Raw genomic sequence first — 26,216 nt, 5'->3', positions numbered from 1 at the left:
AGCGGGGCCGTATAAACGGCTGTCCGGGTGTGGAGCGCGTCCATAATGGCTTCGGCGCTCTCGGCTCAAGGGTTCCGGGGTTCCGGGGTTCTGGGGGACCGGCCTCAATTCGCCTGGTCCGCCGCCGACTTCGTCAGGAAGTCTTGAACTCGCCCTGTCGCACCGCTTGGACGAAGGAGATGAAGGCGCCCGGCAGGATCATGAGGCGCGGGCCGTCGGGGCTCTTGGAGTCCCGGATGGGAATGACTCCGGCCTGGCCGGAGGCGATCTCTATACAGTTTCCGCCGTTGTCGGTGCTGTAACTGCTCTTGTGCCACAGGGTGGTGACGGGCATGCTTTTCGGGGTGGTCATGGCCTCAGGTCCTTCAACACGTCAGCGACCAAGTCCATTGACCGCCTGGGCGACAGAGATACGGCGCTCAGCAAATCATATGCCCGCAATGCGTCTTTCACGCTCTGAGGCTCGGCGAGAATCTGCCCCTGCAGAAATCCGTCGACGTATACGACATCGGGTCCTTCATCGAGAGTGAGCGCGGCAAACGGACCGCCCACCCCCGCATGACCGCCCACGTCGTACGGGACCACTTGAATCACCGTCGTCGGCAATTCGGCGGCGGTGATGAGGTGTTCGAGTTGTGCTCTCATGACGTCGACGCTGCCCATGCGACGGCGAAGGACGTTTTCGTCCAGCACCACCCACAACTCCGGTGGACTTTCCCGTTTGAGAATGTGCTGGCGCTCCATGCGCGCGGCGACGATTTCCTCGACCCGGTCGAGGTCCAGACGGCGGCCGGCGAGAATCGCCCGCGTGTAGTCCTCGGTCTGGAGCAGACCCGGAACGACCTGCGCCTCGAACGACCGGATGGCCGCCGCGGCCGCCTCCAGGTCGACGAACGGGCGGAACCACTTCGGGTAGGCGTACCTGATGACCAGCGGCCACAGGCGCGTGAAGTGGTCGATCGTCCCGAAGGTCTCGTCGGCCAGCGCCGACAGCTCCCTCGTCGGCAGCCGCTTCGCCGCCTCGATCTTGTTGAGGAGCGACGGGGCCATCAACGCGGCTTTGGCGAGGGCTCGTTGTGACATTCCCGCCGCCTCGCGCCGACGCCGCAAGTCGGTCGCGTAGAACGACAACACGGAGTCCGACGGGTCCAGGTCATCCGCGTACGCCACGGGGGCACCCCTCTCGTTGAATCTTCCAGAAGTCAACGCTGCCCGCCTGTTGAGCGCGCTCTTGAGCGTTGAAGCTGGAACACAGAAAGCGAGCAGGTGATGACGGAAGGTACATCTCCCATGGGTGAGCAAGCCATCGGAACGAGGGCGGACACCCCGAAAGAGTTGGCCGCGCTGGTCGAGGTGCGGGGCTTCTGGCGCATGGTGCCCGAGTGGGTGCCGCGGCGCTTCGACGAACCGACGCGCGAGCTGGTGGAACGGGTCGCGCACGGGCTCAGGAGCACGAGCGCGTGACGACGGGCGGCAGTGCGGCGCGGGAGCTCCTGGCGCTGCTGATCGCGCGGTTCGGCGCGGAAGGTGCCCTGCTGATCAAGAAGGCCGACCCGGGAGCGGAGAGCCCGGACCTGGCCCCCGGCACGGACGGCTCGGCCTGGAAGTGGCCCGCGTGCCGGTGCGGGAGCCTGAACTGCCCCGACTACGAGCCGCCGGCCGTGACGTGACGTCCCGCCCCGACCCGGCCCCGCCCGCGCTTCCGTAGCGCCGCGCGAGCCGTATATCACACCCTGTGGCGCCGCATCATATCCGCTGATGAGTGCGAAGGGTGAATCTTTGATATATCGCCGCAAGTCTGCTTGCGTGACTCCCTCAACGTGGTACGCCGCGCGTCGGACGAAGCAGGGAAGATGCCCTTCATCTCAATGAGCCCAGCCAGGGCCCCTCTCGCGGCTCCGTCTCCCGGGCACCTGCGAAATGCCATTCCCGCGCTCGTCCTGTTCATCGCCATTCGCGTGACATGCGTCTCCGTATTGCTGATCTGGTCCGCCTTCGCCGACCGGAGCGCCCATACACTTCTCGCCGGACGCTGGGACTCTCTCTGGTACGTACGCGTCGCCGAATTCGGATACGGATTCTCGCTCCACGCGCCCGACGGCCGAGATCTTTCTGGCATGGCCTTCTTTCCGCTTCTTCCCTGGCTGGAAGAGGGCATATCGTTCCTTACGCCGCTCGCCCCGGCCGATTCCGGTCTGGTGGTCAGCGCGGTCGCTTCCGTCCTCGCCGCCTGGGGCATGTTCGCCGTCGCCGCCCAGTTCTACGGCCGCCGGACCGGGATCATTCTGGTCGGATTGTGGGCCGCGCTGCCGGTCGGCATCGTCCAGTCCATGGCGTACAGCGAATCGTTGTTCGTCGCGCTGGCGGCATGGGCGCTGTACGCCGTCCTGAACGGCCGCTGGGCGCTTGCCGGTTCACTCGCGTGCCTGGCCGGACTCACCCGCCCCGTGGGGCTCGCCGTGAGCCTGGCGCTGCTGGTCACGGCCGTTCTCGGAGCCACCCGCCTGAGGCGGCTGCTGCCCGACGTCCACGACCGCCCGGTGCGGATGGTCCTGGGCTGCGTGATCGCGCCTCTGGGCGCCGTCGCCTACATACTCTGGGTGGGCCGGCAGAACGGCGCCCTGCTCGGCTATCTCGATGTGCAGGCCGCCTGGGGCAACGGATTCGACGGCGGAATCGCGTTCTCCCGCTTCGTCTCCACCGGCGTCACGGGATCCCCCGCCCTCTGGGGGATCATCTGGCCCGCGATCATCGCTCTCGCCGTATGGCCGCACTGGATCGGCCTGAAGCAGCGTCAGCCGCCGCCCCTGCTGATCTACTCCGCCGCGGTGACCGTACTGGCGATCGGGGCGGCCGGATACTTCGGATCCAAGCCGCGCCTCCTCCTGCCGGCCTTTCCCCTTCTTCTGCCCCTCGCGGTCGTCCTCGCGCGCAGCCGGAGCGTCGTCGTCGTCACGGTCCTGGTCGTCGCGACGGCCGTGGCCGCGCTCTACGGGGCGTTCTGGCTGCACGGCTCGGGGCCGCCGTGACGGGTCCCGGGACAGGACCCGTCCTTCCACCGGCGCCCCGCGAGGTCACATGCTGCTGATCGAACGGGCGTAGCTGATCTGCCCCATGACCGTCTGGAACGCGCCCGGATGCGTGGCCGGCACCATCGTGGAGTGGTGCCGGCCGCCGCTGGTCACCGTCACCTGGATGAAGCCGGTCGTCGTCTTCTCCTTCATCAGGAGGAAGAGCAGACCGAGCAGGCAGAAGAGGAAGAAGACGATCGCCAGAATGATGGCGTGCGTCGGGATCTTCTCCTCCGTACGGGACATGTCCGTCGCGTTCCACACCGCGCCCCTGAGCGGCAGCGTGCCCGACGGGGTGATGATCGAGTCGTTCATGACGGTGATGTCACCGATGGACACCAGCGGAGTCCCGCCGCCCACGGGCACCGGCGCGCCCGACTGCGGATACCCGTACCCGGGGGCCTGGCCCGGATAGCCGTAGCCCGGTGCCGCGCCCGGCTGGCCCTCGGCGAGGGTCGGGTCGGGAAAGTCGTACTGCGGAACTCCTGGCGTTCCGGGCGCTCCTGACGGCGTTCCGGGCGGAGTGCCGGGCGGCTGCGTCGGCCCCCACTTGTACTCTCCGTCCGCGTACGGATTCGGCTCGCTCATCTCTCTCCCCGCTTCCACCGGCCCTTGTTCCGAGCCCTGGTCGACTGAGTCGATCCTGACACACGTGGGGCCCGCTTCTGTACGGCGTCATGTCTCAATGCCGTGGAGAAGCGGGCCCCACATGAAGGCCCCGGAAGGCCGGAACACCCGGAAAGGCGCGAACGGTCAGAAGCGGCGCGTGATCAGCGCGCGCTTGACCTCCTGGATCGCCTTGGTGACCTCGATACCGCGCGGGCAGGCGTCCGTGCAGTTGAACGTCGTGCGGCAACGCCACACGCCGTCCTTGTCGTTGAGGATCTCCAGCCGCTGTTCCCCGGCCTCGTCACGCGAGTCGAAGATGAAGCGGTGCGCGTTCACGATCGCGGCCGGACCGAAGTACTGGCCGTCGTTCCAGAACACCGGGCAGGACGACGTGCACGCGGCGCACAGGATGCACTTGGTGGTGTCGTCGAAGCGCTCGCGGTCCTCGGCGGACTGGAGGCGCTCACGCGTCGGCTCGTTGCCGCTGGTGACGAGGAAGGGCATCACGTCACGGAACGCCTGGAAGAACGGATCCATGTCCACGATCAGGTCCTTCAGGACCGTGAGGCCCTTGATGGGCTCGACCGTGATCGGCTTCTCCGGGTTGATGTCCTTCACGAGCGTCTTGCACGCCAGCCGGTTACGGCCGTTGATGCGCATCGCGTCCGAGCCGCAGATGCCGTGCGCGCACGAGCGCCGGAAGGTGAGCGTGCCGTCGACTTCCCACTTGATCTTGTGGAGACCGTCGAGCACGCGCTCCTTCGGGTCGAGTTCGATCTGGAAGTCCTGCCACTGGGCCTCGTCCGAGACCTCGGGGTTGAAGCGGCGGATCCGGAACGTGACCGTGATGTACGGCGAGGCGGCGGACTCCGCCTCGACCTTGTCCATGGTCGGTGTAGCCATCAGTACTTACGCTCCATCGGCTGGTAGCGGGTCTGGACGACCGGCTTGTAGTCGAGACGGATGGACTCGTTGCCGTCGTCGCCGACCTCGCGGTACGCCATGGTGTGGCGCATGAAGTTCACGTCGTCACGGTTGGGGAAGTCCTCGCGGTAATGACCACCGCGCGACTCCTTGCGGGCGAGCGCGGACACGGCCATCACCTCGGCCAGGTCGAGCAGGTTGCCCAGCTCGACGGCCTCCAGCAGGTCCGTGTTGAAGCGCCTGCCCTTGTCCTGGACGGACACGTTCAGGTAGCGCTCGCGCAGCTCGCCGATCTTCTCGACGGCCGTCTTGATCGTCTGCTCGGTACGGAACACCATGACGTTGGCGTCCATGGTCTCCTGGAGCTCCAGGCGCAGGTCCGCGACCCGCTCCTTGCCCGTGGAGTTCCGCAGCCGCTCGACCTGAGCCTCGACCAGCTCGGCCGGGTTCTCGGGCAGCTCGACGTGGCCGTGCTTCGCCGCGTACTCCGCGGCGGCGATGCCGGAGCGGCGGCCGAAGACGTTGATGTCCAGCAGCGAGTTGGTGCCCAGCCGGTTGGCGCCGTGCACCGAGACGCACGCGACCTCGCCGGCCGCGTACAGGCCCGGCACGACCGTCGTGTTGTCGGCGAGAACCTCGCCCTCGACGTTGGTCGGGATGCCGCCCATGGCGTAGTGCGCGGTCGGCTGGATCGGGATCGGGTCCGTGTACGGCTCGATGCCCAGGTACGTCCGCGCGAACTCGGTGATGTCGGGCAGCTTGGCGTCCAGCTGCTCCGGCGGCAGGTGCGTCAGGTCGAGGTAGACGTGGTCGCCCTCGGGTCCGCAGCCGCGGCCCTCGCGGATCTCCGTGTAGATGGAGCGCGAGACGACATCGCGCGAGGCGAGGTCCTTCATGACGGGCGCGTACTTCTCCATGAAGCGCTCGCCGTCCTTGTTGCGCAGGATGCCGCCCTCACCGCGGGCGCCCTCCGTGAGCAGGATGCCCATGCGCCAGATGCCCGTCGGGTGGAACTGGAAGAACTCCATGTCCTCCAGCGGCAGTCCGCGCCGGTAGCAGGCGGCCTGCCCGTCACCGGTCAGGGTGTGCGCGTTGGACGTCACCTTGAAGAACTTGCCGGTGCCGCCGGACGCGTAGATGACCGACTTCGCCTGGAACACGTGGATCTCGCCGGTGGCCAGCTCGTAGGCGACCACACCGGCGGACACCTTGACGCCGTCGACCTCGGCCAGCAACTGGTCCAGGACGTAGAACTCGTTGAAGAACTCCACGCCCTCCTTGACGCAGTTCTGGTACAGGGTCTGGAGGATCATGTGGCCCGTACGGTCCGCGGCGTAGCAGGACCGGCGGACCGGCGCCTCGCCGTGGTTGCGGGAGTGGCCGCCGAAGCGGCGCTGGTCGATGGTGCCGTCCGGCGTCCGGTTGAACGGCAGGCCCATCTTCTCAAGGTCGAGGACCGCGTCGATGGCCTCCTTCGCCAGGATCTCGGCGGCGTCCTGGTCGACCAGGTAGTCACCGCCCTTGATCGTGTCGAAGGTGTGCCACTCCCAGTTGTCCTCTTCCACGTTGGCGAGCGCGGCGGCCATACCGCCCTGCGCGGCGCCCGTGTGGGACCGGGTCGGGTAGAGCTTCGTCAGCACGGCGGTACGGCTGCGCTTGGTCGACTCGATGGCCGCACGCATGCCGGCGCCACCGGCGCCGACGATGACGGTGTCGTACTTATGGATCTTCATTGGTCTCGTCAGCCCCGGCTTTAGCGGATGTTCGGGTCGAAGGTGAAGATCACCAGCGAGCCGAGAAGGATGGTGAACACCGTGGCGGTGTACAGCAGGCCCTTGAGCCACAGGCGCGTGTTGGCACGCTCCGCGTAGTCGTTGATGATCGTGCGGAGGCCGTTGGCGCCGTGCAGCATGGCGAGCCACAGCATCAGCAGATCCCAGACCTGCCAGAACGGGGACGCCCAGCGGCCGGCCACGAAGGCGAAGCCGATCTTGGACACTCCGCCGTCCAGTACCAGCTGGATGAGCAGATGGCCGATGACCAGGACGACGAGCACGATGCCGGACAGCCGCATGAAGAGCCACGCGGCCATCTCGAAGTTGCCGCGGGTCGACTTGGGGGTCTTGCCGGTGCGCTTGCGCGGCGGCTCGATGAGGGGCGCCGGGTTGTCGACGTCGTACAGGCTCTCGCCTTCGACGGAACTGATCGCGGATGAGGTGTCAGCGGACAACGGAGATCAGCTCCCGAAGACTTCGGCTACGGCATGGCCGAGCACGGGGTAGAGGGCGCCCACCATCAGGACGAACCAGATGCCTACGGCAGACCACAGCATCTGCTTCTGGTAGCGGGGGCCCTTGGACCAGAAGTCCACGGCGATGACGCGCAGGCCGTTGAGCGCGTGAAAGAGGATTGCGGCCACAAGGCCGTACTCGAGCAGCGCGACGAGCGGCGTCTTGTAGGTGGCCACGACGTCGTCGTAGGCCTCGGGGGAGACACGGACGAGAGCGGTGTCCAGCACGTGTACGAACAGGAAGAAGAAGATGAGGACGCCGGTGACTCGATGAGCCACCCAGGACCACATTCCTTCCCGGCCGCGGTACAGCGTTCCAGCCGGCACGGAAAAACCTTCCGGGAGCGGTGATCGGGGGGCCGGCCGCCATCTTCTACTCAATGAAGCACAGTGGTGTCGGTCGCGCCCGGCCGGGTACGGTCCACCGGCCCTGGCCATCGTAGCGACGACCTGTCGGTTCGTTCGCGCGGGGTCCTCAGGTGTGATCAAACAGGCAATCAAACAGCCACGGACGGGCTACCGGGGGCGGCCGGGGCACCCCGGCACCCGTCTTCTATGTGCGTGATCAGCCGAATTGGCGGTATATGCGGAGCCGGAGTGGGGGCCGGGGCCGGAGCTGTGATGGCCGTCGGCGGGCACGGGGGTGCCCGTTTCCGGGGGCGGCGCCAGCAGGGCCAGGATCCGGGCTCGGGCGAGTCGGCGCAGTTCGTCGGCGGCGACGGCCCGTTCGTGGTCGGGGTCGTGGGAGAGCCGGGTACGGATGCCCGCCAGGACATGGTCCAGGTACTCGTCGGGGTGGTGACCGTCGAGGCTGATCACGAAGGCGTGGCCGAAGCTGCTCTCGTACGCGTCGTGCGCGGCGCGCAGCGCGGTCCGGGCGGCGAGCGGGGCGCTGTGCGGCGGGGTGGAGGACGGTTCGTCGGCGAGCGCCCCCACGATCTCGGCGGGGGTGAGGTCGTAACTGGCCTCGTCGGACGCCGCGAGCAGGGCGTCGAGATCGGGGTAGGGGCGGTGTGCGGCCACCCGCTGGGCCCAGCGCGGGCTGCGGCAGCAGGTGAGCAGCGCGGCTTCGGCGGCGGAGTCGGTGGCGGCGTTGAAACGGTGGAGACCGGCCGGGCGGCCGGGGTCCGGGCAGCCGGTGTCCGGACGGCCGGTGTTCGGGTGGCCGGCGTTGGATGCGCGGAACAACGTGGGCTCCTCGAACGCGACGGGGGCGGCGGTGCTGAACGTGACCGGGGAGGTGCACGTAGAGGCAGACGGGAAGGCGGGCAGGGTGGTTGATCTCGAAGGGGTGATGAGCGGGAACGGGTGTTTGGGAAGACGTTCAGGGGTTCTTGATGAAGGAGCGCGGAGAGTGGCCGGTGCGCCGCAACGTTATCGATGCCCCGGGGAGTGGCATCCGACGGATGCGCGATTTTCACCCAGATGGTCGAGTTTCGGCACGCGTGATGGACGCGGCCGTGGGACCTTCACCGTAGGGCCGGTCCACTGGATCAGGCCCGACGTGTGCCGCACTCTCCGTGCTTCTGCTGTGCTTCTGCCGTGTATCGCGGCATGGGAGGTTTCTGAGTGATGTGGATATCCCGGGGTAACAGGGTCGCCGGCGCGGTCGTCGCGGCCACCACCGCCGTCACGCTGGTGGCGTGCGGTTCGGGGGACACCGACACGGGCTCGGCGGACGACGGACAGTCGTCCGGCACGGCCCGCTCCTCCACCGGCCCCTCGGCCTCACCGTCACCCTCACGGTCGTATCCGCTCTCCTCCGCGCCGCGCTCCATACCCTCCGTACGGACGCACGAAGCGGCCCGCGGTCCGGGCTGGCGGCCGGCGGGGGCGAAGAGCGGGGTCGTCATCGCGAGCGGCAGCGACGCCCTCGCCGACGAGGGCAAGCTGCTCTCCCAGGAACTGAAGATCCCCTACCGGGGCGCCGCCAAGGCCCGCCCCGGCGATGTCGAGCTGGCCCTCGCGAGCGGGGGCGGCGGGGCCGAGTCGTACGCCATGACCGTGAGCGGCGGCCGGGTACGGATCACCGGCCCCGGCGAGGCGGGCGTCTTCTACGGCACCCGCACGCTCAAGCAGGCGGTGCGCGCCGACGGCGAGATACCGGAAGGCGTCGTACGGGACAGTCCCGGCCGGGCGCAGCGCGGGCTGAACCTCGACATCGCCCGTAAGTACTACACACCGGCCTGGATCGAGGACCGGCTGCGGGAGATGGCCGACCTCAAGCTCAACCAGCTGGGGCTGCACTTCTCCGACGACCAGGGCTTTCGCATAGAGTCCAGCAGCCACCCCGAGATCGTCTCCCAGCAGCACCTCTCCAAGGCCGAGGTCCGGCGGATCCTGGCCCTCGCCGAGCAGCTGCACATCAACGTCGTCCCGGAGATCGACAACCCGGGCCACCTCGGCGCGGTGATCCGCGCCCACCCCGACCTCCAGCTGCGCAATGTGAACGGGGTCGCCACGAAGGGCGCGATCGACATCTCGAAGCCGGAGTCCGCGACGATCGTGGACGATCTGCTGCGCGAGTACGCGGGGCTGTTCCCCGGCCCGTACTGGAACCTCGGCGCCGACGAGTACCAGGCGCTGGTGGTCTCGAATCCGCAGGCGTCGTATCCGCAGCTGGCGCGGGCGGCGGTCAAGAAGTACGGGAGCCAGGCCAGGGTCCAGGACCTGACGGCCGGCTGGACGAACGACCGGGCCGCGGCAATGGCTCCGTACGGCAGGCAGCTCAAGGTCTGGAACGACGGCCTCTTCAAGGGCGGAGTCGTCAAGGCCGACCCGAAGCTGGAGGTCCAGTACTGGACGGGCAAGGAGCTGGGGGCGCGGGAGCCGGTCGCGTATCTGAGCGAGGGCCGGAAGGTCGTGAACTTCAACGACGAGTACCTGTACTACGTGCTCGGCCAGCCCAACAACTTCGTCTACCCGACCGGGAAGCGGATCTACGAGGAGTGGACCCCGCTGGTCCTGCGCAAGACGCAGGCGGTGCCCGAGAAGTACTCGAAGCAGATCCAGGGCGGACTGTTCGCGATCTGGGGCGACTTCCCGAACGCGCAGACCCAGGACCAGGTGGCCGCCGGGATCAGGATGCCGCTGGCCGCGACGGCCCAGAAACTGTGGGACCCGGCGAAGCCGACGCTGAGCTGGACCGAGTTCAAGGCACTGGCTCAGAAGCTGGGTGTCTGAACCGGCTCCGAACCGGTCCGAACCGACTCCGAACCGGCGCGCGGGGCGCGCGCGTGGACGGTGACGTGGGCCGTCGCCCGAGTGTCACGTGAGGCAGTACTCGCTGTGACGCACGGGCGGCGGCCTGAATCATTCGCAGGATCCTTGCTCTTTTGTCTCCTCGGCGTCTCCTGATGCCTCCTCGGCGGGCTCATAATCCAGGGTGTTGCGGCGCTTTTCCGGTGGAAAGGCGCCCACTCGGTGAGCTGTGAGTGGTCCGTGCACGGTCCGGGAGTGACGAATTCCGGCCGCTCGACGCAGTAGTGGTGAGCAATGCGCCCGCACTGTGCCCGCGACGGGAGACGTATATGAGCTTGGTGAAGCTGATCGCACACGCGGATGAGCGTGGTCTGGCGGCGAGTGGCCTCGCCTGCCTGGACCGGTGTCTGCCGCTGCTTGCCGGTGCCGTCGAGGAGGCCGACGTCCTGCGGCCCCTGTGGGTGGGTGTCGTGGGCGGTGAGACGGACTGGCCGGCGCGGCTGGCGGCGTCCAGGGACGCCCTGAACGCGGCGGTCGGCCCGGACGGCGCCTCGGGCGTCACCGCCGTGCTCGTACGGACCATGCTCGGGTCCGCGCCGTCGGAATGGGCGGCCGAACCGCTGCGTATCTGGGCGGACACCTGCTCCGTCGTCGCGCTGGAGATCCACCAGACGCTCGACGCGGTGGACGGGAGCGGGGCCGCCGGTGTCGGGGCCGGTGCCGCGGAGCGGCTGGCGCGGTGCCGCGAGGAGGCGGCGGATGTGACGGACGCGTCGGACGGCGCGGAGGTCACGGACGGTGTCGGGCCGCTGGTCGGCGGTGAACTGCGACGCCAGATCCGGGTCCTGGAGATCCTCGCCGGGATGCCGGGCGCCGCCGGGGTGCGTCAGGCCATGGACCTGTCGTACGAGGGACAGCGTGTGGTGCGCGCGGTGGTCTCACGCCGGGCGCGGGCGCGGAGCTGACCGTACTGCCGGAGCCGGACGGGCGATCCTGACCGGGCGTCCGCAACCCGCTGTTCAACCCTGCGCCGAAGCCCCGCGGGTCAGTGCCCTGCGCTCGCGGCCATGGCCTTGATGCCGCCGGTGAGGAAGGTCATGGCCGCGCTGATGGCCTGGTCGCGGTCGGCTTCCTTGGGGTGCTCGAAGATCTCGGTGACCACCGCGGCGGCCGCGGCCGCCGCGAGGCGGGGGCCGATCCCGTCCGGGGGCTGACCGGTGTCCTCGGCGATGATGTGGGCGCCTTCCTCGATGGCCGCCGCCATCCGTGCGGTGCGTACCGCCCGCAGTTCCGGGTTGACCTCGAACATGCGCAGTTCGAGGTGGTCGGTCTCGTCGTGGCAGGCCATCTCCTCGCGCAGCCAGCCCTCCAGGGCCTGCACGACGCTCTCCCCCGGGGCCCGCCCGCGCAGGATCTCGGTCAGGTTCAGCACCGAGGCGTCGAAGGTCGCGAAGGCGATGTCCTGCTTGGAGCGGAAGTACAGCGTCACCGTGCGAGGGGACACCTCGGCTGCCGTGGCGATCTCCGCGATCGTGGTGGCGTCGTAACCCTGCCCGGCGAAGAGCTCGAAGGCCGCGTGCGTGATCGCGGCTCGCCGTTTGGCTTTGCCGCGTTCCCGCAGGCCAGCCCCCGTCGTCACCCTGTCCATGACGTCCAGCATAGTGGCCGACTGCATTTTTACCTCCAATAGTAAACATGCAGTACGCTGTAAAAATCTTACTGGATCGACGGTTGCTGAACCCCGAACGAAAGAGACCTGCCGTGGCGAAACGCTTGTACGCGCTGGGACGTTGGGCGGCGCGCCGCCGGGGCCGGGTGCTCGTGGTGTGGGTGCTGCTCCTCGCGGTGGCCACCGGCCTGGGCACCGCCCTCAGCGGAAAAGTGACGACGGAGTTCTCGGTGCCGGGCATCGAGTCCCAGCGCGCCCAGGACCTGCTGAAGGAGAAGTTCCCGCAAGCCGCCGGCGGTACGGCACGGGTGGTGTTCGCCGCGCCCGAGGGCGCGACACTCACCGGCGAGAAGGAGCGGCGCGCCATCGCCGCGACCCTCGGGGAAGTGGCCGCGGTTCCGGGGGTGATCGGCGTCTCCGACCCCGCGAGGACCGGCGCCGTGTCGAAGGACGGTGCCATCGGCTACGCCGACGCGCTGTTCGACAAGCCGGCCGACAACGTGTCCCAGTCCGCCAAGGACCGGCTCGACGACGCCCTGGCCCCGGCCGAGAAGGCCGGCCTCGACGTCGAACTGGGCGGCACCGTGTCCACCCCGCCGGTCGAGGTCGGCGGCCCCGCCGAGGCCGTCGGCGTGGTCGTGGCCTTCGTGGTGCTCGCGATCGCCCTCAGCTCACTCGTGGCAGCCGGGCTCCCCCTGGCGACGGCCCTCGTCGGCGTCGGCGTCGGCGTGATGACCGTCCAGTTCCTGTCCCGGTTCATCGAGATGACGAACACCGCGACCGTCCTCGCGCTGATGATCGGCCTGGCGGTCGGCATCGACTACGCCCTGTTCATCGTCTCCCGCCACCGCGAACAGCTCGCCGATCCCGAGCAGGACGTGCCCGACTCGATCGCCCGCGCCACCGCGACGGCCGGCAGCGCCGTGACCTTCGCGGGCGTGACGGTCATCATCGCGCTCGCCGCCCTCGCCGCGGCCGACATACCCTTCCTCACCGTGATGGGCCTGGCCGCCGCCGCAACCGTGCTCGTCGCGGTCCTGGTGGCCCTCACCCTCGTACCGGCCCTGCTGGGCTTCCTCGGCGAACGCCTGCGCCCCAGGAGCGCACGGCCGGGGGCGAGCGGGACGAAGACCCGGGCGCCCGGCCGCGAACGCGAGCCCGGTGCCTGGGGTCTGGCCTGGGGCCGCCTCATGACACGCTTCCCCGTCCCCGTCCTGATCGTCAGTGTCCTCGGGCTGCTCGCCCTCGCCGTGCCCGCCACCGGACTGCGGCTCGGACTGCCCAGCAACGAGACCCAGCCCGCCGCGAGCACCCAGCACAAGAGCTACGAACTGCTCACCAAGGGCTTCGGACCCGGCTTCAACGCCACCCTCACCGTCGTCGTGGACGGCACCCATGTGCCCGCCGCGCAGCGCGAGAAGGTCGTCAAGCAGGTCGCCGGGACCGTCGGCAAGGACTCGGACGTCGCGACCGTGGCCCCGCCCATGGCCACCAGGGACGGGGCGATCACCGTGCTCGGCGTCGTGCCGAAGACCGGCCCCGACGACCAGAAGACCACCGACCTGGTGAACCGGCTGCGCGACGACGCGGTGACCCCCGTGACCGACGCGGGCGGCACGGCCTACGTCGCGGGCGTCACCGCCGCCGGAATCGACGTGTCGGCGAAGCTGTCCTCGGCGCTGCCGCTGTTCGTCACGATCATCGTGGCGCTCGCGCTGCTCCTGCTGATGATGGCCTTCCGCTCGATCCTCGTACCCCTCAAGGCCGTTCTCGGCTTCCTGCTGTCCATCGCGGCCAGCCTCGGCGCGGTCGTATGGGTCTTCCAGGACGGCAACCTCTCCGGACTGTTCCAGGTGGCGGCGGCGGCCCCGATCGTGAGCTTCCTGCCGGTACTGCTGATCGGCGTCCTGTTCGGCCTCGCGATGGACTACGAGGTGTTCCTGGTCAGCCGGATGCGGGAGCACTTCCACCACCACCGGGACGCGCGGGCCGCGGTCGAGCACGGTGTGGAGCGCAGCGGCCGGGTGGTCACGGCGGCGGCCCTCATCATGGCGGCCGTCTTCGGAGGCTTCATCTTCAACCACGACCCGACCATCAAGTCGATCGGCTTCGCGCTGACCATCGGCGTCCTCATCGACGCCTTCGTGGTCCGCCTCACGATCGTCCCCGCGCTGCTGAGCCTGCTCGGCCGCCACGCGTGGGCCCTGCCCACGTGGCTGGACCGCGCGGTGCCGAACGTGGACATCGAAGGCGACGCACTGCCACCGCGCGGCGCGGCCGGCCGAACGGCTCCGGCCGCCGCCGAACCCGTGCGGGCAGGCAAGAACTGATCGGCCACAGCGATACGTGAACTCCGGTGCGGGCGGCTCGTGATGAGCCGCCCGCACCGGCGCATCTGCCGGTTCAGGTGTCCTCCGGCCGCACGTGCCTGCTCCATTGCGGTACCCAGACACCGCTGTCGGGCCGGGCGGGACAGGCGGAGGTGAGATGGCGACGCAGGGCGGCCAGGGAGGGGTGCGGGTTGTCGGTGCGCCAGATCAGTGAGTGGGGGTAGAGCGGGGTGGGGTCGTTGACGGGGATGCGGCGCAGGTCGTGGCCGACGGGCCAGACGAGTGGGGTCTGTTCGCTGACGAAGGTGCCCAGTGTCGTGGAGTTGGCGATGGTGTCGAGCAGGGGCTCGATCCCGAAGTCCGGGCCGACCGAGTCGATGAGGACGCCGAAGGCGGCCGCGAACTCGTCGTAGTAGGCGGCCCACTCGGTGCCGGGCAGGTTGCCGGGCATCCAGATGCGGCGGCCGGCGAGCTGGGCGGGAGTGATCGCGCGGGCGTTCGCGAACTCGTGCCCCGGTCCGGTGAACAGGTGCAGTGGTTCGTCGAAGACGGGAGTGGCTTCCACTTCGCGGGGGAGCCGGCGGCCCGGCATGGTCACGGCACGGAACGTCGCGTCGATGGTTCCGTCCCGCACGGCGGCGAGGGCCGTGTCGGAGTCGAACAGCGTCACGACGTCCAGCTCGGTCTCGGGGTGGGCCAGGTGGAAGCCGCGCAGCAGGCCCGCCAGGGAGAGCCGGCGGCCGATCACGTCGACGCGCAACGCCCGGCTGCCCGGCCGCACCGAGGCGACGGCCCGCTCGGCGGCCTGGAGGAGCCTGCGGGCGTGGGGCAGGAACGCCTGCCCGTCGATGGTGGGCCGCGCTCCGCGCGCGTCCCTGGTGAAGAGCTGGACGCCTAGCTCCCTCTCCAGTACGGCAACGCGCTTGGACACCGCCTGCGGAGTGATCGAGAGGTCGATGGCGGCGTCCTGGAACTGTCCCGCCTCCACGACGGCGACGAAGGTGCGCACGGCGGTGACGTCCATGCCGCTCATCCTAGGCAGACAACCAAACGTTGATCGTTCCCGTGGTGATCGTTGTTTGATCCCGGCGTGACCTGGTGGCTTTCATGATTCTGGTCAACCTGTGGTTGATCAGCCGTCGTATCCGACGGTGCCACTTCACGGCTCCGGCCCGAGCGCCCCCTTGCGAGGAGACCCCATGCCTGATCAAAACCGCCTCTACGTCCGCACTCCCGCGTTCGCGCGGGTGGCCGAGCGCATCGAGTACGTGACCACGCTGACGTCGCGGCTCAACGTCCTGCCCTTCGACGACAAGGCCACGCGCGCGGCCCTGTTGTCCGAGATCGTCGGCAGGCCGGTCCCGGACTCCGTCACCGTCTATCCGCCCTTCTACACCGACCACGGGCTCGGCATCGAATTCGGCGAGCACGTCTTCGTCAATCAGGGCTGCACCTTCCTGGACCAGGGCGGCATCCGCCTCGGCGACGGTGTCCTGATCGGCCCGAAGACCAGCCTCATATCCTCGGATCACCCCCTCCCGGCGTCCGATCGGAGCGAGTTCTACACGCGGGCGCCCATCACGATCGAGGCCGACGCGTGGATCGGTTCGACGGTCACGGTTCTCCCCGGTGTCACGATCGGTCGTGGTGCGGTGGTCGGCGCCGGAGCCGTCGTCACCAAGGACGTGCCCCCCAACACCCTGGTGACCGGAGTGGCCGCGTTCGCACGCAAACGATGGGATGACTGAGCCGAGAGGTGGGCAGCGGCCCAGATGATCCCAGGCGGACGGAGACGGCGCACGACGTCGATGGTGAGGTGAACGATGCGGCTCACCCTCGACGTCGTGCGCCGTTCCTTGCCCCTCCCATGTAGCCGCCCCTATGTCATATTGCGCATAAGGGGCGAAAGGGAGGCGTGTCATGAAGATCGCGGTCATCGGCGGCACCGGCTTGATCGGGGCGCAGGTCGTCAAGAACCTGAACGCCGCCGGGCATGAGGCGGTACCGCACTCCAAGTCCGGCGGAGTCGACGTCATCACTGGTCAGGGAGTGGGGGAGGCGGTGGCGGGAGCCGACGTCGTCGTCAACCTGACGAACTCGCCGACCTTCGACGAAGCCTCCCCGGCCTTCTTCCAGACCTCCATGGACAACCTTCTGGCAGCGGCCCGGAAGGGCGGCGCAGGCCACTTCGTCATCCTCTCGATCGTCGGCACGGACCTGGTCCCGGAGCTGGACTACTACCGGGCCAAGGCGCTCCAGGAGAAGATCCTCGCCGCTGGACCGATCCCCTACTCGATCGTCCGGGCGACGCAGTTCATGGAGTTCATGGACGCCGTGCTGTCCTGGACCGCCGACGCCGACACTGTCCGGCTGCCCGCCACGCCGATCCAGCCGATCGCCTCCAAGGACGTGGCCGCCACGGTCGCGGAGGTCGCCGCGGGCGCCCCGCTGAACGGCATCCGCAACATCGCGGGCCCCGACATCTTCACCCTGGACGAGCTGGGCCGGGTCACCCTGTCCCACCAGGGCGACCGTCGCACCGTCGTGACGGACTCCACCGCCGGCATGTTCGCCGTCGTCAAGGGCGATGTCCTCACCGACAAGGACGCCCGCCTCGCCCGCACTCGCTACACCGACTGGCTCTCCTGACCCGCTTGGACGCACTCGATCACGGATGAGGCCGGACTCGGAGACGCTCGCGGAGGTCGATCCCCTCTGGGGGTGACCTGCCGTCATGTCGCGGCGTCGGCGCGCATGAAGGCCGCCACGGCCGGCAGGACCACCCGAGAGAATGCGCTGAAGCGGGGCCCGGAGACCTTCGTGGCCATGCGCTCGCCGTCCCGGGCGTCCAGGATCGCGGCTCCGATGAACGGGCCGATCACCGACCGGTCGAGCGAAGCGGCGGTGCCGGAGCGAGTGGACAGGGAAGCCGACGAGTCGACGATCGTGCGGAACATGTACGTCCGAATGAAACCGGGTTGAGCGGCCATCACATTCGCGGCGTTCTGCCAGGCGTCGAGATACGAGCTTTCCCTCTCCTCGTCGATCTCGATCGGGATGATCACGACATGGCGGTCTTCCCTCCGCTGCTTCCTCTGCTCCGTAAGGGAATTGCGATTTCTAGCGAACCGGCTCTGGGCGGTGAGCCGGTGCTTCCTGGACGCAGCCTGCGGGCAGGTGTTCAAGACGGTAAATGTCTTTGCCAATACGGCAATACGGCAATACGGGAAGTGTCCGCTACGCCGTCGGCGGATCGCTGTCGAAGAACGCAGGGAAGTTCGATCGGGTCTCTCACCGAGGTGCCGCCGAGGCGCGCACGTGCTGAGACATGTGTCGCAGCTGTGATGCCTGCCGTGTGGGCGGGCAGGAGGGTCTGAAACTTTGGGAGGCAGATGTGGCGCGTGATGGGATCGGACTGGCCGAGGTGCTGGCAGCGGCGGAGAATGCCGCGCCGGTGGCCTCCCTTGATGTCGTGGCGCGCAACCTGCGTGACCGGTTCGGCGCGCGATACGTGTCGTTCCTGTTTGTCGACGTCGTCGGCCAGCGCCTGCTGCGGGTCAGCGAGGAGGCGGCCACACAACAGGAGCGCCGCGCCGAACAGGTCTCCCTCGCCGGCAGCGTGTACGCCGAGGTCCTGCGCACCCAGAAGCTGCTGCAGGCACCGGAGGGCGAGCAGGGGAAGCGGGTGCTCGCCCCTGTCACCAACCGCGGCGACACCATAGGTGTCCTGGAGCTGTTCCTTTCCCACGTCACACCCGCCGTGCTGGAGCAGGTCGAAGAGGCCGCGCACGCGCTGGCGTACATCACCGTCACCGACCGCCGGTTCACCGACCTCTACCACTGGGGCAATCGCACCACCTCGGTCAGCCTGGCCGCGGAGATCCAGCGCCAGCTCCTGCCCTCGGCCCCTTCCTGCGAGGCCGCCGAGTTCGCCCTCGCCGGCGCCCTGGTCCCGGCCTCCGACATCGCCGGTGACACCTTCGACTACTCCCTCGACCACGACGCCCTGCACCTGTCCGTCACCGACGCCATGGGCCATGACGTGGACGCCTCGCTCATCGCCACCCTCCTGGTCAACGCCTCACGCGGTGCCCGCCGCGCCGGGACGGACCTTGCCGAACAGGCCCGTCAGACCCACCAGGCCATCCTTGACCACGGCCGGCGGACCTTCGCCACCGGCCAGTTGCTGCGTATCGCCCTGGACGGGAGCAGCGCCCAGCTCGTCAACGCCGGCCACCCCTGGCCGCTACGGCTGCGCGACGGCAGGGTCGATGAACTTCACCTGGCCGTGGACCTGCCCTTCGGCGTCGCGGGGCAGGGCCCGTACCAGGTGCAGGACCTCGACCTGCGCCCCGGTGACCGCCTCGTGCTCTACACCGACGGCATGCAGGAACGCCAGGCGAAGACAGTCGACCTGCCCGGCCTCATCCGCGACACCGCCACCGAGCACCCGCGCGAGGTCGTGCGCTCTCTGGTCGCCGCGGTTGCCGACTCCTGCGACGGCCATGTGAGAGACGACGCCACGGTCCTGTGCCTGGACTGGCACGGTCCCCGTGCCGGAGGCCGCCGCGCGAACGCCGGCGCCTGACCTGGCCGCGCGGCCCAACCGGTCGAACTTCCCCGCGCGTTGTTCCGCTGTCTCGGAGAACCCGTCTTGGAGAACCCGTCTCCGAGAATCCCGTAGACGACGACCGGGGCCGCCACCCCCCACAGGAGAGGCCCCGGCCGTCGTCCTCGGAGCCGCTGCACGGCCCCGTATCACTAACAGCGTCGTGGATGCGTTTTGTGTCACACCTCGGAGTGTCGGTTGGTCGTTGCATGTTGTACAAGTTATGGACGCGGGCACCCGAAGGCCGTAGCGTGCACAAGCGCGTGGGGCGGCGCGGCGGTGACCAGCCGCGATTTCAGGACAGGGTTGTGGGAGTGCTGGGGGACGACGCGGAGCTGACCGCCGCGGTGCTCGCGGCGCAGGACGGGGACGAGGACGGCTTCCGGACTGTGTACCGCGCCGTGCACCCGCGGCTGCTCGGCTATCTCCGGACGCTTGTCGGTGAACCGGACGCGGAGGACGTGGCGTCCGAGGCGTGGCTGCAGATCGCCCGGGACCTCGACCGCTTCAGCGGGGACGCCGACCGCTTCCGCGGCTGGGCCGCCCGGATCGCCCGCAACCGTGCCCTCGATCACATCCGGATGCGTGGCAGGCGGCCGGCGGTGGGTGCCGACGAGACGGAGCTGACCGGGAAACCGGCCGAGTCGGACACGGCGGACGAGGCGATCGAGGCGCTCGCGACCGGCCGGACCATGGCGCTGATCGCGCAACTGCCGCAGGACCAGGCCGAGGCCGTCGTGTTGCGGGTGGTGGTCGGGCTTGACGCGAAGAGCGCGGCCAGGACGCTGGGCAAACGTCCGGGAGCGGTACGGACGGCCGCGCATCGGGGGTTGAAGAGACTGGCCGAACTGCTGGGCGCGGACGGGGACTCGCCCTCGCTCGGCGAGTGCCCCGACGGCTGCCCTGGCGGCAACGGTGGTGGCGCGGGTGGCGCTGTGGGCGCCGTGGGCGCCGTTGGCGGTACGGGGCACGACGCGGCGGATCGGAGCGCCGAGTTCGACACCGTACCGCCGGGGCCCGCGGCCCGGCCGGGTGTCACGGCGTCCGCGGGTGTGACGCATTCGCGCCCGCGGGCGCAGAAGGACATGTGATGGCCGACGAGCGTGACGCGTGGCTCGACAGGGACGCGGCGGAGAGACTGCTGCGCGGTGAGCCCGTGGAGGCCGTGGACGAACGAGTCCGGGCCCGGACGGAACGGCTTGGAAACACCTTGCGCGACATGGCCGCCGTCACGTATAGGAACCAAGCTGAACTCCCGGGCGAAGAAGCGGCCTTGGCCGCCTTCCGGCGTGCCCGGGTGGTGCGTCGCGGTGTGGACATCGTGAACGGGAACGTGTACGAGGGCGTGTACGCGAGCCGGAGTGACGGCTCCCACGCGAGCACGCACACGTATGACCCGTCGTGCGAGACGTTTGACACGCACGGCGCGTTCGACACGTACGCGAGTGACGGCGTGCGGAGTACGAGGACGGGCGCCTGGAATCCGCTCGGGACGACACGGCTCGCGCCGCTGCCACGACCCGGGCGCCCGGGTCGGTCCGGCCGCCCCGGCCGCCGACGACTCGCCGCGACGATGGCCGGTTGCGCGCTGGGCGGGATCGCGATCGTGGTGGGCGCAGGACTCCTGCCGACGCTCGTGGTCGACGGGCACGACTCCGTGCCGGCCGACTCCGTCTCGACGGTCACCTCCCCGGGGCCGCTCGCGTCCCGGTCGTCCGGAGTGGGCCAGGACCCGGCCGGTCCCTCGGGCAGCCCGAGAGGGCCGGAGGCGAGCGGTACGGCGTCGCCCCCGCCGGGCTCCTCGTCCGAGCCGCCCGGGAAGGGCGGTCGTACGGACAAGGGCGCCGCACAGGCCGGGAGATCGGGCGGCAGAGTCGCGGGCGAGGGGGCCGACGACGCGACGGGGCCGGTCGGGAAGCACGAGAACTGGTCCCGCTCCGGCCCGGACGGACAGGACGACGCGCGGGACCGGGACATCGCCAAGGCCTGCCGCGACTACCGCGGCGGTGCGATCGACGCGAAGCGCGAAGGCGCTCTGGAGTCGGCGGCCGGAGGCCCCGGGGAGACCGAGCGCTTCTGCGACCGGCTGCTGGGCACCGGCCTGCGGGACGGCCTCAGGAAGGGGCACGGGGACAGGGGCCGGGGAGAGGGCGCGGGGCCGCCCCTGCCGGACCAGCCGTACCTCCCGCACCAGCCGTCGGGGCCCCACCAGCCGTCGGAGCCCCACCAGCCGTTGGAACCGACACCTTCCCCCACCCCGGTACCGACGACCTCGCAGCCCACTCCGGAACCGACACCGGAGCCGGGTCGGGGAGCGCTCACGCCCCGTGGTGCCATCGGCGACGGCCCCGAGCGCTGACGAATCCCCACTCACCCCCTCCTGACCTGGGGTTTTCGGGCCCCGGCCGGTGAGTGTGACGTTTTTCGACGCCGTGGCGCAGTAATGAGTGAGCCGACTGGTCATCGGCGGCGCTCGAGCCGGGGTTCCCCCCGTACCTTCGGCTCGGCGCACTCGGCGCGGGCGGGTCTCGTTCCCCCCGGTCCCGCCCGCGCCGCTCTTCCGGCCCGGTGAACGCGGCCGTCACCACGCCGCCGTCACCACGCGGCCGTCACCAGTAGATGACGACCTTGTCGCCGGTGCGGACCTCCGAGAACAGCGCTGCGATCTTCTTCTCGTCCCGGACGTTGACGCAGCCGTGCGAGGCGCCGCTGTAGCCGCGGGCCGCGAAGTCCGAGGAGTAGTGGACGGCTTGGCCGCCGCTGAAGAACATCGCGTACGGCATGGGGGAGTCGTACAGCGTCGAGACATGGTGCCGGGACTTCCAGCCCACCTTGAAGGTGCCCTCGCGCGTCGGGGTGTACTGCGAGCCGAAGCGCACGTCCATCGACGACTTCACCTTGCCGTCGATCATCCAGGACAACGTGCGGCTGTTCTTGCTGATGCACATCACCCGCCCCTTCAGACACCGGGGATCGGGCTTGGCGACCGGCTCGGCGGTGGGCGGGCGCAGCTGGCCGGGGGTCGGCTTCGTGGTCATGCTGAGCAGCCTCACCCAGGTGACGGTGTCCGTGGCTCCCGTACGGGGCAGCCCGCGCTTGCCCTGGAAGGAGGAGACGGCGGTGGCCGTCACGGAGCCGTAGTAGCCGGTCGGATTACGGTTGAAATAACCGATCTGTCGTAATCTGGCCTGTAGTTCACGTACCTGCCCGCTCTCCGAGCCGCTCGCCATCAGCGTCGCGGGCTTCGGTGCGCTCGGGCGCGGTCTCGGGGTCCACGCGGGCGTGGGCACGGCGGCCGGGACCGTGGTGCGGTCGCGGTCGGTGGCGGGCCGCGCCGGTTGTTCGGTCCGCGGCTTCGGCAGCACCGGCCGGGCCGATTCCGTGGCGGGGGTGATCCTCAGAGAGCTGCCGCCCCCCTTGTCGTCGGCCCCCGACCCCGCGGGGAGGGGCTGCACCGTACAACCGACGCTCACGGCCAGTACGACGGCGGTGGCGAGCCCGGCGCCCAGCCCTCTGCCGTACCGTCCGCGCTCCCCGTCAAAACCCCTGCGCTCCGCGCCGTCCTCCCCGTGCTCCTGGTCGTATCCGCTGCCGAACCCTCTGCGCGGGGTGGCTTTCCTGGGCATCCTCGTCCCCCTGTGTCTCACCGTCGCGACCGTGTGCCATGACATGAGTTCCTTCGGTGTTCCCTCATACGGCTCCGCGCCCGGGACGGTTGCCCGAGCGGAAGGGAAACCCTCCGACCGGAGTCATCCCCCGTTGCCGGGAGGTGAATTCCAAAGGGCGGTTCATGGAAGAGAAAGAACGTCTCGCCCTCATGCCCGTCCGGACTGACATGATCCCGCGCAGGACACGCAGCACGCAGCATGTACCACGTGGCGCGCAGCACAAGAAAGCGCGCTTTCAGTAATTCTGTTTCCTCGTGAAGGTTCTCTGTCATGACGACCGCATACGAAGACAAGCCGCGCCCTCGTGAACTCAACGACGTTCGCGGCTGGTTCCCCCCTCTCGACCAGGTACTTTTCGAGAAACTGCTCACCCGCCAGGAGGATCGGGGCGAGCGGGGCGACCTGCTGGAACTCGGTGTCTTCATGGGCAAGAGCGCGATCTTCATGGGCCGGCACCTGCGGGACGGCGAGAAGTTCACGGTCTGTGATCTGTTCGAGAACGACGCCCCCGACGACGCGAACGGCGCCGAGACGGCGAAGTCGTATCCGACGCTGACCAGGGACGCGTTCCAGAACAACTACCTCTCCTTCCACGACGACCTGCCCCGCGTTCTTCAGGCCCCCAGCTCCGTCGTCGCCGGCGAAGTCGACCAGAAGTCGTGCCGCTTCGTGCACATCGACGCCTCGCATCTCTACGAGCACGTGTACGGGGACATCGGCGCGGCGCAGGACATCCTGCTGCCGGGCGGCATCGTGGTGCTGGACGACTTCCGCTCCGAGCACACGCCCGGCGTCTCCATCGCCACCTGGGAGGCGGTGCTCACCCGCGGGCTCCGGCCGATCTGCCTGAGCACGCAGAAGCTGTACGGCACCTGGGGCGACCCCGAGCCGATCCAGGACGAACTGATCGCCATGGCCGAGGGGCGCGACGACTGCGACCTCAGCGTCCAGCAGGCGGCGGGGCACCGGATCGTACGGCTGAAGGGCCGGGGCATGCCGGCGCCGGAGTTCCCGTTCTCCAAGTTCTACGAGGAGCCGGCGCCGCGTCCGAAGGCGGCGCCCGCCGCTCAGCCTCAGCCCGCTCCCGCCGCGCCCCGGCGCCGGTCGACCCGGTCGCGGGTCCGGCGGGTCGCGATCGACGTACTGCCGCCGGTGATCACGCGCGCGGTGCAGCGCAGCCGGGCGCAGCGCCGGGGCTGACCGAGGACGGTGAGAAGCGGTCAGCCGGACCGGTCAGCCGGGCCTGGTGAGTCGGGAGCGGTCGGCCGGACCGGTCAGCCGGGCCTGGTGAGCTGTGACCCGGAGCACCGGGCCCGGTGAGCCAGGCCGCCACCCGCGTGCACACACCACTACAGTCCGTCGCGAGAGCGGTGGGCGGCGGCCGGTGGTGAGGCATCGGCGACGGCCCGCCCCGTGCGAGTGGGAGGCGGAGCGATGGCGCGCGAGCCCGGCAAGGACCGAGATTCGGTGAGCCGGACGCCGGACGCCCCCGGTGTCCGGCTCACCGAGAGCGGCCTGCCCGTCGAACCGGTCTACGGCCCCGGCGCGCTGGACGGCTGGGACCCCGCGGAGAAGCTCGGCGAGCCGGGCTCGTACCCCTTCACCCGCGGCGTCCACCCGTCGATGTACACGGGCCGGCCCTGGACGATGCGCCAGTACGCCGGTTTCGGCACCGCCGTCGAATCCAACGCCCGCTACCGGCAGCTCATCGCGCACGGGACGACGGGCCTGTCCGTCGCCTTCGACCTGCCGACCCAGATGGGGTACGACAGCGACGCGCCGCTCGCGAGCGGCGAGGTCGGCAAGGTCGGCGTCGCGATCGACTCGGTCGACGACATGCGCGTGCTGTTCGACGGGATCCCGCTCGACCAGGTGTCCACGTCGATGACGATCAACGCGCCCGCGGCGCCGCTGCTCCTCCTCTACCAGCTGGTGGCGGAGGAACAGGGCGTAGCGGCCGCGCGGTTGACCGGCACGGTCCAGAACGACGTGCTGAAGGAGTACATCGCCCGGGGCACGTACATCTTCCCGCCCGAGCCCTCGCTGCGGCTGATCGCCGACATCTTCACGTACTGCCGGGCCGGGATGCCCCGGTGGAACACCATCTCGATCTCCGGCTACCACATGGCGGAGGCCGGGGCCACGCCCGTGCAGGAGATCGCGTTCACGCTGGCCGACGCGATCGCGTACGTACGGACGGCGATCGCGGCCGGGATGGACGTGGACGACTTCGCGCCCCGGCTGTCCTTCTTCTTCGTCGCGCGTACGACGATCCTCGAAGAGGTCGCCAAGTTCCGTGCCGCGCGCCGCATGTGGGCCGGGATCATGCGCGACGGGTTCGGCGCGAAGAACCCCAGGTCGCTGATGCTGCGCTTCCACACCCAGACGGCCGGGGTCCAGCTGACCGCGCAGCAGCCCGAGGTGAATCTCGCGCGGGTGACGCTCCAGGGCCTGGCGGCGGTCCTCGGCGGTACGCAGTCGCTGCACACCAATTCCTACGACGAGGCCATCGCCCTGCCGACGGACAAGTCGGCGCGTCTCGCGCTGCGTACGCAGCAGGTGCTGGCGTACGAGACGGATGTCACCGCCACCGTCGACCCCTTCGCCGGTTCGTACGCCGTGGAGTCGATGACGGACGAGGTGGAGGCCGCGGCGCTCACGCTGATGGCGCGGATCGAGGACATGGGCGGGGCGGTGGCGGCCATCGAACGGGGCTTCCAGAAGGGCGAGATCGAGCGCAGCGCGTACGCCGTCGCGCGGGAGACGGAGAGCGGCGAGCGGGTGGTCGTCGGCGTCAACCGCTATGCGATGGACGAGGAGGACCCGTACACCCCGCCGCGTGTCGACCCGGCGATCGAGTCGCGGCAGGCGGCCCGGCTGGCGCGCCTGCGGGCGGAACGCGACGGGGCCGCGGTGGACCGCCGGCTGACGGAACTCAGAGCGGCGGCGGCCGGTACGGACAATGTCCTCCACCCGATGAAGGCGGCGCTGCGGGCGCGGGCGACGGTGGGGGAGGTGTGTGACGCGCTGCGGGAGGTGTGGGGGACGTATGAGCCGGCGGACACGTTCTGAAGGCCCATGCGCATGTCTGCTTGTCGGATAAGCGGAGCGGCGCGGCGACCGTATATGCCACAATCCGCCTCATGCTGGGTGTCACTGATCTGCCGACGTATCTCGTCGGACTCACTCTGATCGTTCTGTTGCCGGGGCCGAACTCGCTGTACGTACTCTCGGTCGCCGCCCGCCGGGGCGTCCGCGCGGGATATCAGGCCGCCGCGGGCGTCTGGTGCGGCGACTCCGTCCTGATGGTGCTCTCGGCGGCGGGCGTCGCGTCGCTGCTCCAGGGGAACGCGCTGCTCTTCGGGATCGTGAAATACGCGGGCGCCGGATATCTGACCTGGCTGGCGATCGGGATGCTGCGCGCCGCGTGGTCGCTGTGGCGCGGCCGGGACGACCGTACGGACGAGACCGAGGACGCTTCCGCCGCCCCGGCGGGCGCGGGCGAACGCCCCTACCGCCGGGCCCTGGTGATAAGCCTCTTCAACCCCAAGGCGATCCTCTTCTTCATCTCCTTCTTCGTGCAGTTCGTCGACCCCGCCTACGCACACCCCGCGGTCTCGTTCGTCCTGCTCGGGGCCCTCGCCAACGTGGCCAGCGCCCTCTACCTCTCGGCCCTCATCTTCGGCGGCACCAGGCTGGCCGCCGCCTTCCGCCGCCGCAAGCGCCTCTCGGCGGGCGCGACGACGGCGGCGGGCGCGCTGTTCCTGGGCTTCGCGGTGAAGCTGTCGATGAGCGGCGCCTGACACCCCCGCGACGCGCTCGTCCCGTACCGGAATTCCCACCTC

26 protein-coding genes are annotated in these 26,216 nt (G+C 69.5%); 14 read left to right on the top strand and 12 right to left on the bottom strand.

What is annotated here, in order from left to right; translation table 11 throughout:
• Positions 1-133 precede the first annotated feature (133 nt).
• Positions 134-352, bottom strand: coding sequence for a DUF397 domain-containing protein (locus tag ACIOJD_RS04790; RefSeq protein WP_401908290.1), 219 nt, complete (start codon positions 350-352; stop codon positions 134-136).
• On the bottom strand, positions 349-1,170 hold the full coding sequence (locus tag ACIOJD_RS04785) for a helix-turn-helix transcriptional regulator (RefSeq protein WP_401908288.1): 822 nt from the start codon (positions 1,168-1,170) through the stop codon (positions 349-351). Before ACIOJD_RS04785 ends, ACIOJD_RS04790 begins: the two co-directional genes overlap by 4 nt.
• Before the next feature lie 120 nt (positions 1,171-1,290).
• Here ACIOJD_RS04785 and ACIOJD_RS04780 point away from each other — a divergent pair, with 120 nt between their 5' ends.
• The 3 genes from ACIOJD_RS04780 (at position 1,291) to ACIOJD_RS04770 (ending at position 3,029) form a co-directional block, all read left to right on the top strand.
• Positions 1,291-1,464, top strand: coding sequence for a hypothetical protein (locus tag ACIOJD_RS04780; RefSeq protein ID WP_401908286.1), 174 nt, complete (start codon positions 1,291-1,293; stop codon positions 1,462-1,464).
• Positions 1,461-1,670 carry a hypothetical protein gene (locus ACIOJD_RS04775; protein WP_401908284.1) on the top strand — a complete coding sequence of 70 codons (210 nt, stop codon included), beginning with the start codon at positions 1,461-1,463 and terminating at the stop codon, positions 1,668-1,670. Before ACIOJD_RS04780 ends, ACIOJD_RS04775 begins: the two co-directional genes overlap by 4 nt.
• Before the next feature lie 447 nt (positions 1,671-2,117).
• Entirely contained in the window at positions 2,118-3,029 is a 912-nt protein-coding gene (locus ACIOJD_RS04770) for a hypothetical protein (RefSeq protein WP_401908283.1), read from the top strand.
• 45 nt (positions 3,030-3,074) lie between these two features.
• Here the strand turns inward: ACIOJD_RS04770 and ACIOJD_RS04765 are convergent, their stop codons facing one another.
• The 6 genes from ACIOJD_RS04765 to ACIOJD_RS04740 all read right to left on the bottom strand — a co-directional run bounded on the left by ACIOJD_RS04765 (position 3,075) and on the right by ACIOJD_RS04740 (position 8,082).
• A complete protein-coding gene (locus ACIOJD_RS04765; RefSeq protein WP_401908281.1) occupies positions 3,075-3,659 on the bottom strand; it encodes a hypothetical protein in 585 nt (194 codons plus the stop codon).
• A 165-nt stretch (positions 3,660-3,824) separates the two neighbouring features.
• Entirely contained in the window at positions 3,825-4,583 is a 759-nt protein-coding gene (locus ACIOJD_RS04760) for a succinate dehydrogenase iron-sulfur subunit (RefSeq protein WP_401908279.1), read from the bottom strand.
• The gene (gene sdhA, locus ACIOJD_RS04755) at positions 4,583-6,337 is read right to left on the bottom strand and encodes a succinate dehydrogenase flavoprotein subunit (RefSeq protein WP_401908277.1); all 1,755 of its coding nucleotides are present in this window, start codon (positions 6,335-6,337) and stop codon (positions 4,583-4,585) included. The genes ACIOJD_RS04760 and sdhA overlap by 1 nt, the downstream gene beginning before the upstream one ends.
• Before the next feature lie 20 nt (positions 6,338-6,357).
• Positions 6,358-6,834: a succinate dehydrogenase hydrophobic membrane anchor subunit gene (locus ACIOJD_RS04750; protein WP_401908275.1), complete on the bottom strand. Its 477-nt coding sequence runs from the start codon at positions 6,832-6,834 to the stop codon at positions 6,358-6,360.
• A 6-nt stretch (positions 6,835-6,840) separates the two neighbouring features.
• On the bottom strand, positions 6,841-7,221 hold the full coding sequence (gene sdhC, locus ACIOJD_RS04745; protein WP_401876918.1) for a succinate dehydrogenase, cytochrome b556 subunit: 381 nt from the start codon (positions 7,219-7,221) through the stop codon (positions 6,841-6,843).
• A gap of 189 nt (positions 7,222-7,410) precedes the next feature.
• The gene (locus tag ACIOJD_RS04740; protein ID WP_401908273.1) at positions 7,411-8,082 is read right to left on the bottom strand and encodes a 2-oxo-4-hydroxy-4-carboxy-5-ureidoimidazoline decarboxylase; all 672 of its coding nucleotides are present in this window, start codon (positions 8,080-8,082) and stop codon (positions 7,411-7,413) included.
• A gap of 384 nt (positions 8,083-8,466) precedes the next feature.
• Here ACIOJD_RS04740 and ACIOJD_RS04735 point away from each other — a divergent pair, with 384 nt between their 5' ends.
• Positions 8,467-10,077, top strand: coding sequence for a glycoside hydrolase family 20 protein (locus ACIOJD_RS04735; RefSeq protein ID WP_401908272.1), 1,611 nt, complete (start codon positions 8,467-8,469; stop codon positions 10,075-10,077).
• Between the two features lie 347 nt (positions 10,078-10,424).
• The gene (locus ACIOJD_RS04730; protein ID WP_401908270.1) at positions 10,425-11,060 is read left to right on the top strand and encodes a hypothetical protein; all 636 of its coding nucleotides are present in this window, start codon (positions 10,425-10,427) and stop codon (positions 11,058-11,060) included.
• A gap of 80 nt (positions 11,061-11,140) precedes the next feature.
• Here ACIOJD_RS04730 and ACIOJD_RS04725 read toward each other — a convergent pair whose 3' ends face one another.
• A complete protein-coding gene (locus ACIOJD_RS04725) occupies positions 11,141-11,770 on the bottom strand; it encodes a TetR/AcrR family transcriptional regulator (protein WP_401908269.1) in 630 nt (209 codons plus the stop codon).
• An 86-nt stretch (positions 11,771-11,856) separates the two neighbouring features.
• On the opposite strand from ACIOJD_RS04725, the gene ACIOJD_RS04720 reads away from it, so the two are divergent.
• Complete coding sequence (locus tag ACIOJD_RS04720; RefSeq protein WP_401908267.1) at positions 11,857-14,094, top strand: MMPL family transporter; 2,238 nt, start codon at positions 11,857-11,859, stop codon at positions 14,092-14,094.
• 73 nt (positions 14,095-14,167) lie between these two features.
• On the opposite strand, the gene ACIOJD_RS04715 is transcribed toward ACIOJD_RS04720, so the two are convergent.
• Positions 14,168-15,118 carry a LysR family transcriptional regulator gene (locus ACIOJD_RS04715; RefSeq protein ID WP_401908266.1) on the bottom strand — a complete coding sequence of 317 codons (951 nt, stop codon included), beginning with the start codon at positions 15,116-15,118 and terminating at the stop codon, positions 14,168-14,170.
• A gap of 175 nt (positions 15,119-15,293) precedes the next feature.
• Between ACIOJD_RS04715 and ACIOJD_RS04710 the strand changes: the two genes are divergently transcribed.
• Together ACIOJD_RS04710 and ACIOJD_RS04705 are read left to right on the top strand one after the other, a co-directional pair.
• A complete protein-coding gene (locus tag ACIOJD_RS04710; protein ID WP_401908264.1) occupies positions 15,294-15,842 on the top strand; it encodes a DapH/DapD/GlmU-related protein in 549 nt (182 codons plus the stop codon).
• 172 nt (positions 15,843-16,014) lie between these two features.
• On the top strand, positions 16,015-16,743 hold the full coding sequence (locus ACIOJD_RS04705; RefSeq protein WP_401908263.1) for an SDR family oxidoreductase: 729 nt from the start codon (positions 16,015-16,017) through the stop codon (positions 16,741-16,743).
• A gap of 83 nt (positions 16,744-16,826) precedes the next feature.
• On the opposite strand, the gene ACIOJD_RS04700 is transcribed toward ACIOJD_RS04705, so the two are convergent.
• Positions 16,827-17,279 (bottom strand): antibiotic biosynthesis monooxygenase family protein, encoded by a 453-nt coding sequence (locus ACIOJD_RS04700; protein WP_401908261.1) that lies wholly within the window; start codon positions 17,277-17,279, stop codon positions 16,827-16,829.
• 209 nt (positions 17,280-17,488) lie between these two features.
• Here ACIOJD_RS04700 and ACIOJD_RS04695 point away from each other — a divergent pair, with 209 nt between their 5' ends.
• The 3 genes from ACIOJD_RS04695 to ACIOJD_RS04685 all read left to right on the top strand — a co-directional run bounded on the left by ACIOJD_RS04695 (position 17,489) and on the right by ACIOJD_RS04685 (position 21,062).
• The gene (locus tag ACIOJD_RS04695; RefSeq protein ID WP_401908260.1) at positions 17,489-18,682 is read left to right on the top strand and encodes a PP2C family protein-serine/threonine phosphatase; all 1,194 of its coding nucleotides are present in this window, start codon (positions 17,489-17,491) and stop codon (positions 18,680-18,682) included.
• Positions 18,683-19,017: 335 nt separating this feature from the next.
• Positions 19,018-19,794 carry an RNA polymerase sigma factor gene (locus ACIOJD_RS04690; RefSeq protein ID WP_401908993.1) on the top strand — a complete coding sequence of 259 codons (777 nt, stop codon included), beginning with the start codon at positions 19,018-19,020 and terminating at the stop codon, positions 19,792-19,794.
• A complete protein-coding gene (locus tag ACIOJD_RS04685; protein WP_401908258.1) occupies positions 19,794-21,062 on the top strand; it encodes a hypothetical protein in 1,269 nt (422 codons plus the stop codon). The genes ACIOJD_RS04690 and ACIOJD_RS04685 overlap by 1 nt, the downstream gene beginning before the upstream one ends.
• Before the next feature lie 250 nt (positions 21,063-21,312).
• Here ACIOJD_RS04685 and ACIOJD_RS04680 read toward each other — a convergent pair whose 3' ends face one another.
• Positions 21,313-22,329 (bottom strand): L,D-transpeptidase family protein, encoded by a 1,017-nt coding sequence (locus ACIOJD_RS04680; protein WP_401908256.1) that lies wholly within the window; start codon positions 22,327-22,329, stop codon positions 21,313-21,315.
• A gap of 312 nt (positions 22,330-22,641) precedes the next feature.
• Between ACIOJD_RS04680 and ACIOJD_RS04675 the strand changes: the two genes are divergently transcribed.
• The 3 genes from ACIOJD_RS04675 to leuE all read left to right on the top strand — a co-directional run bounded on the left by ACIOJD_RS04675 (position 22,642) and on the right by leuE (position 26,174).
• The gene (locus ACIOJD_RS04675; protein WP_401908255.1) at positions 22,642-23,571 is read left to right on the top strand and encodes a class I SAM-dependent methyltransferase; all 930 of its coding nucleotides are present in this window, start codon (positions 22,642-22,644) and stop codon (positions 23,569-23,571) included.
• 267 nt (positions 23,572-23,838) lie between these two features.
• Positions 23,839-25,443 carry a methylmalonyl-CoA mutase gene (locus ACIOJD_RS04670; RefSeq protein WP_401908253.1) on the top strand — a complete coding sequence of 535 codons (1,605 nt, stop codon included), beginning with the start codon at positions 23,839-23,841 and terminating at the stop codon, positions 25,441-25,443.
• Positions 25,444-25,514: 71 nt separating this feature from the next.
• Positions 25,515-26,174 carry a leucine efflux protein LeuE gene (gene leuE, locus ACIOJD_RS04665; protein ID WP_401908251.1) on the top strand — a complete coding sequence of 220 codons (660 nt, stop codon included), beginning with the start codon at positions 25,515-25,517 and terminating at the stop codon, positions 26,172-26,174.
• Positions 26,175-26,216: the final 42 nt, after the last annotated feature.

This window comes from Streptomyces sp. NPDC088116 (genome assembly GCF_044741745.1).
Lineage (GTDB): Bacteria > Actinomycetota > Actinomycetes > Streptomycetales > Streptomycetaceae > Streptomyces.
This window is presented reverse-complemented; position numbering and strand designations above follow the sequence as displayed.

Excerpts from the sequence above, each read along its gene's own strand:
- ACIOJD_RS04765 (WP_401908281.1), bottom strand. The coding sequence starts at position 3,659 with ATGAGCGAGCCGAATCCGTACGCGGACGGAGAGTACAAGTGGGGGCCG.
- ACIOJD_RS04685 (WP_401908258.1), top strand. The coding sequence starts at position 19,794 with ATGGCCGACGAGCGTGACGCGTGGCTCGACAGGGACGCGGCGGAGAGA.
- ACIOJD_RS04715 (WP_401908266.1), bottom strand. The coding sequence starts at position 15,118 with ATGGACGTCACCGCCGTGCGCACCTTCGTCGCCGTCGTGGAGGCGGGA.
- ACIOJD_RS04710 (WP_401908264.1), top strand. The coding sequence starts at position 15,294 with ATGCCTGATCAAAACCGCCTCTACGTCCGCACTCCCGCGTTCGCGCGG.
- ACIOJD_RS04760 (WP_401908279.1), bottom strand. The coding sequence starts at position 4,583 with ATGGCTACACCGACCATGGACAAGGTCGAGGCGGAGTCCGCCGCCTCG.
- ACIOJD_RS04725 (WP_401908269.1), bottom strand. The coding sequence starts at position 11,770 with ATGCAGTCGGCCACTATGCTGGACGTCATGGACAGGGTGACGACGGGG.
- ACIOJD_RS04675 (WP_401908255.1), top strand. The coding sequence starts at position 22,642 with ATGACGACCGCATACGAAGACAAGCCGCGCCCTCGTGAACTCAACGAC.
- ACIOJD_RS04735 (WP_401908272.1), top strand. The coding sequence starts at position 8,467 with ATGTGGATATCCCGGGGTAACAGGGTCGCCGGCGCGGTCGTCGCGGCC.
- leuE (WP_401908251.1), top strand. The coding sequence starts at position 25,515 with ATGCTGGGTGTCACTGATCTGCCGACGTATCTCGTCGGACTCACTCTG.
- ACIOJD_RS04730 (WP_401908270.1), top strand. The coding sequence starts at position 10,425 with ATGAGCTTGGTGAAGCTGATCGCACACGCGGATGAGCGTGGTCTGGCG.
- ACIOJD_RS04770 (WP_401908283.1), top strand. The coding sequence starts at position 2,118 with ATGGCCTTCTTTCCGCTTCTTCCCTGGCTGGAAGAGGGCATATCGTTC.
- ACIOJD_RS04780 (WP_401908286.1), top strand. The coding sequence starts at position 1,291 with ATGGGTGAGCAAGCCATCGGAACGAGGGCGGACACCCCGAAAGAGTTG.
- ACIOJD_RS04680 (WP_401908256.1), bottom strand. The coding sequence starts at position 22,329 with ATGCCCAGGAAAGCCACCCCGCGCAGAGGGTTCGGCAGCGGATACGAC.
- ACIOJD_RS04705 (WP_401908263.1), top strand. The coding sequence starts at position 16,015 with ATGAAGATCGCGGTCATCGGCGGCACCGGCTTGATCGGGGCGCAGGTC.
- sdhA (WP_401908277.1), bottom strand. The coding sequence starts at position 6,337 with ATGAAGATCCATAAGTACGACACCGTCATCGTCGGCGCCGGTGGCGCC.
- ACIOJD_RS04790 (WP_401908290.1), bottom strand. The coding sequence starts at position 352 with ATGACCACCCCGAAAAGCATGCCCGTCACCACCCTGTGGCACAAGAGC.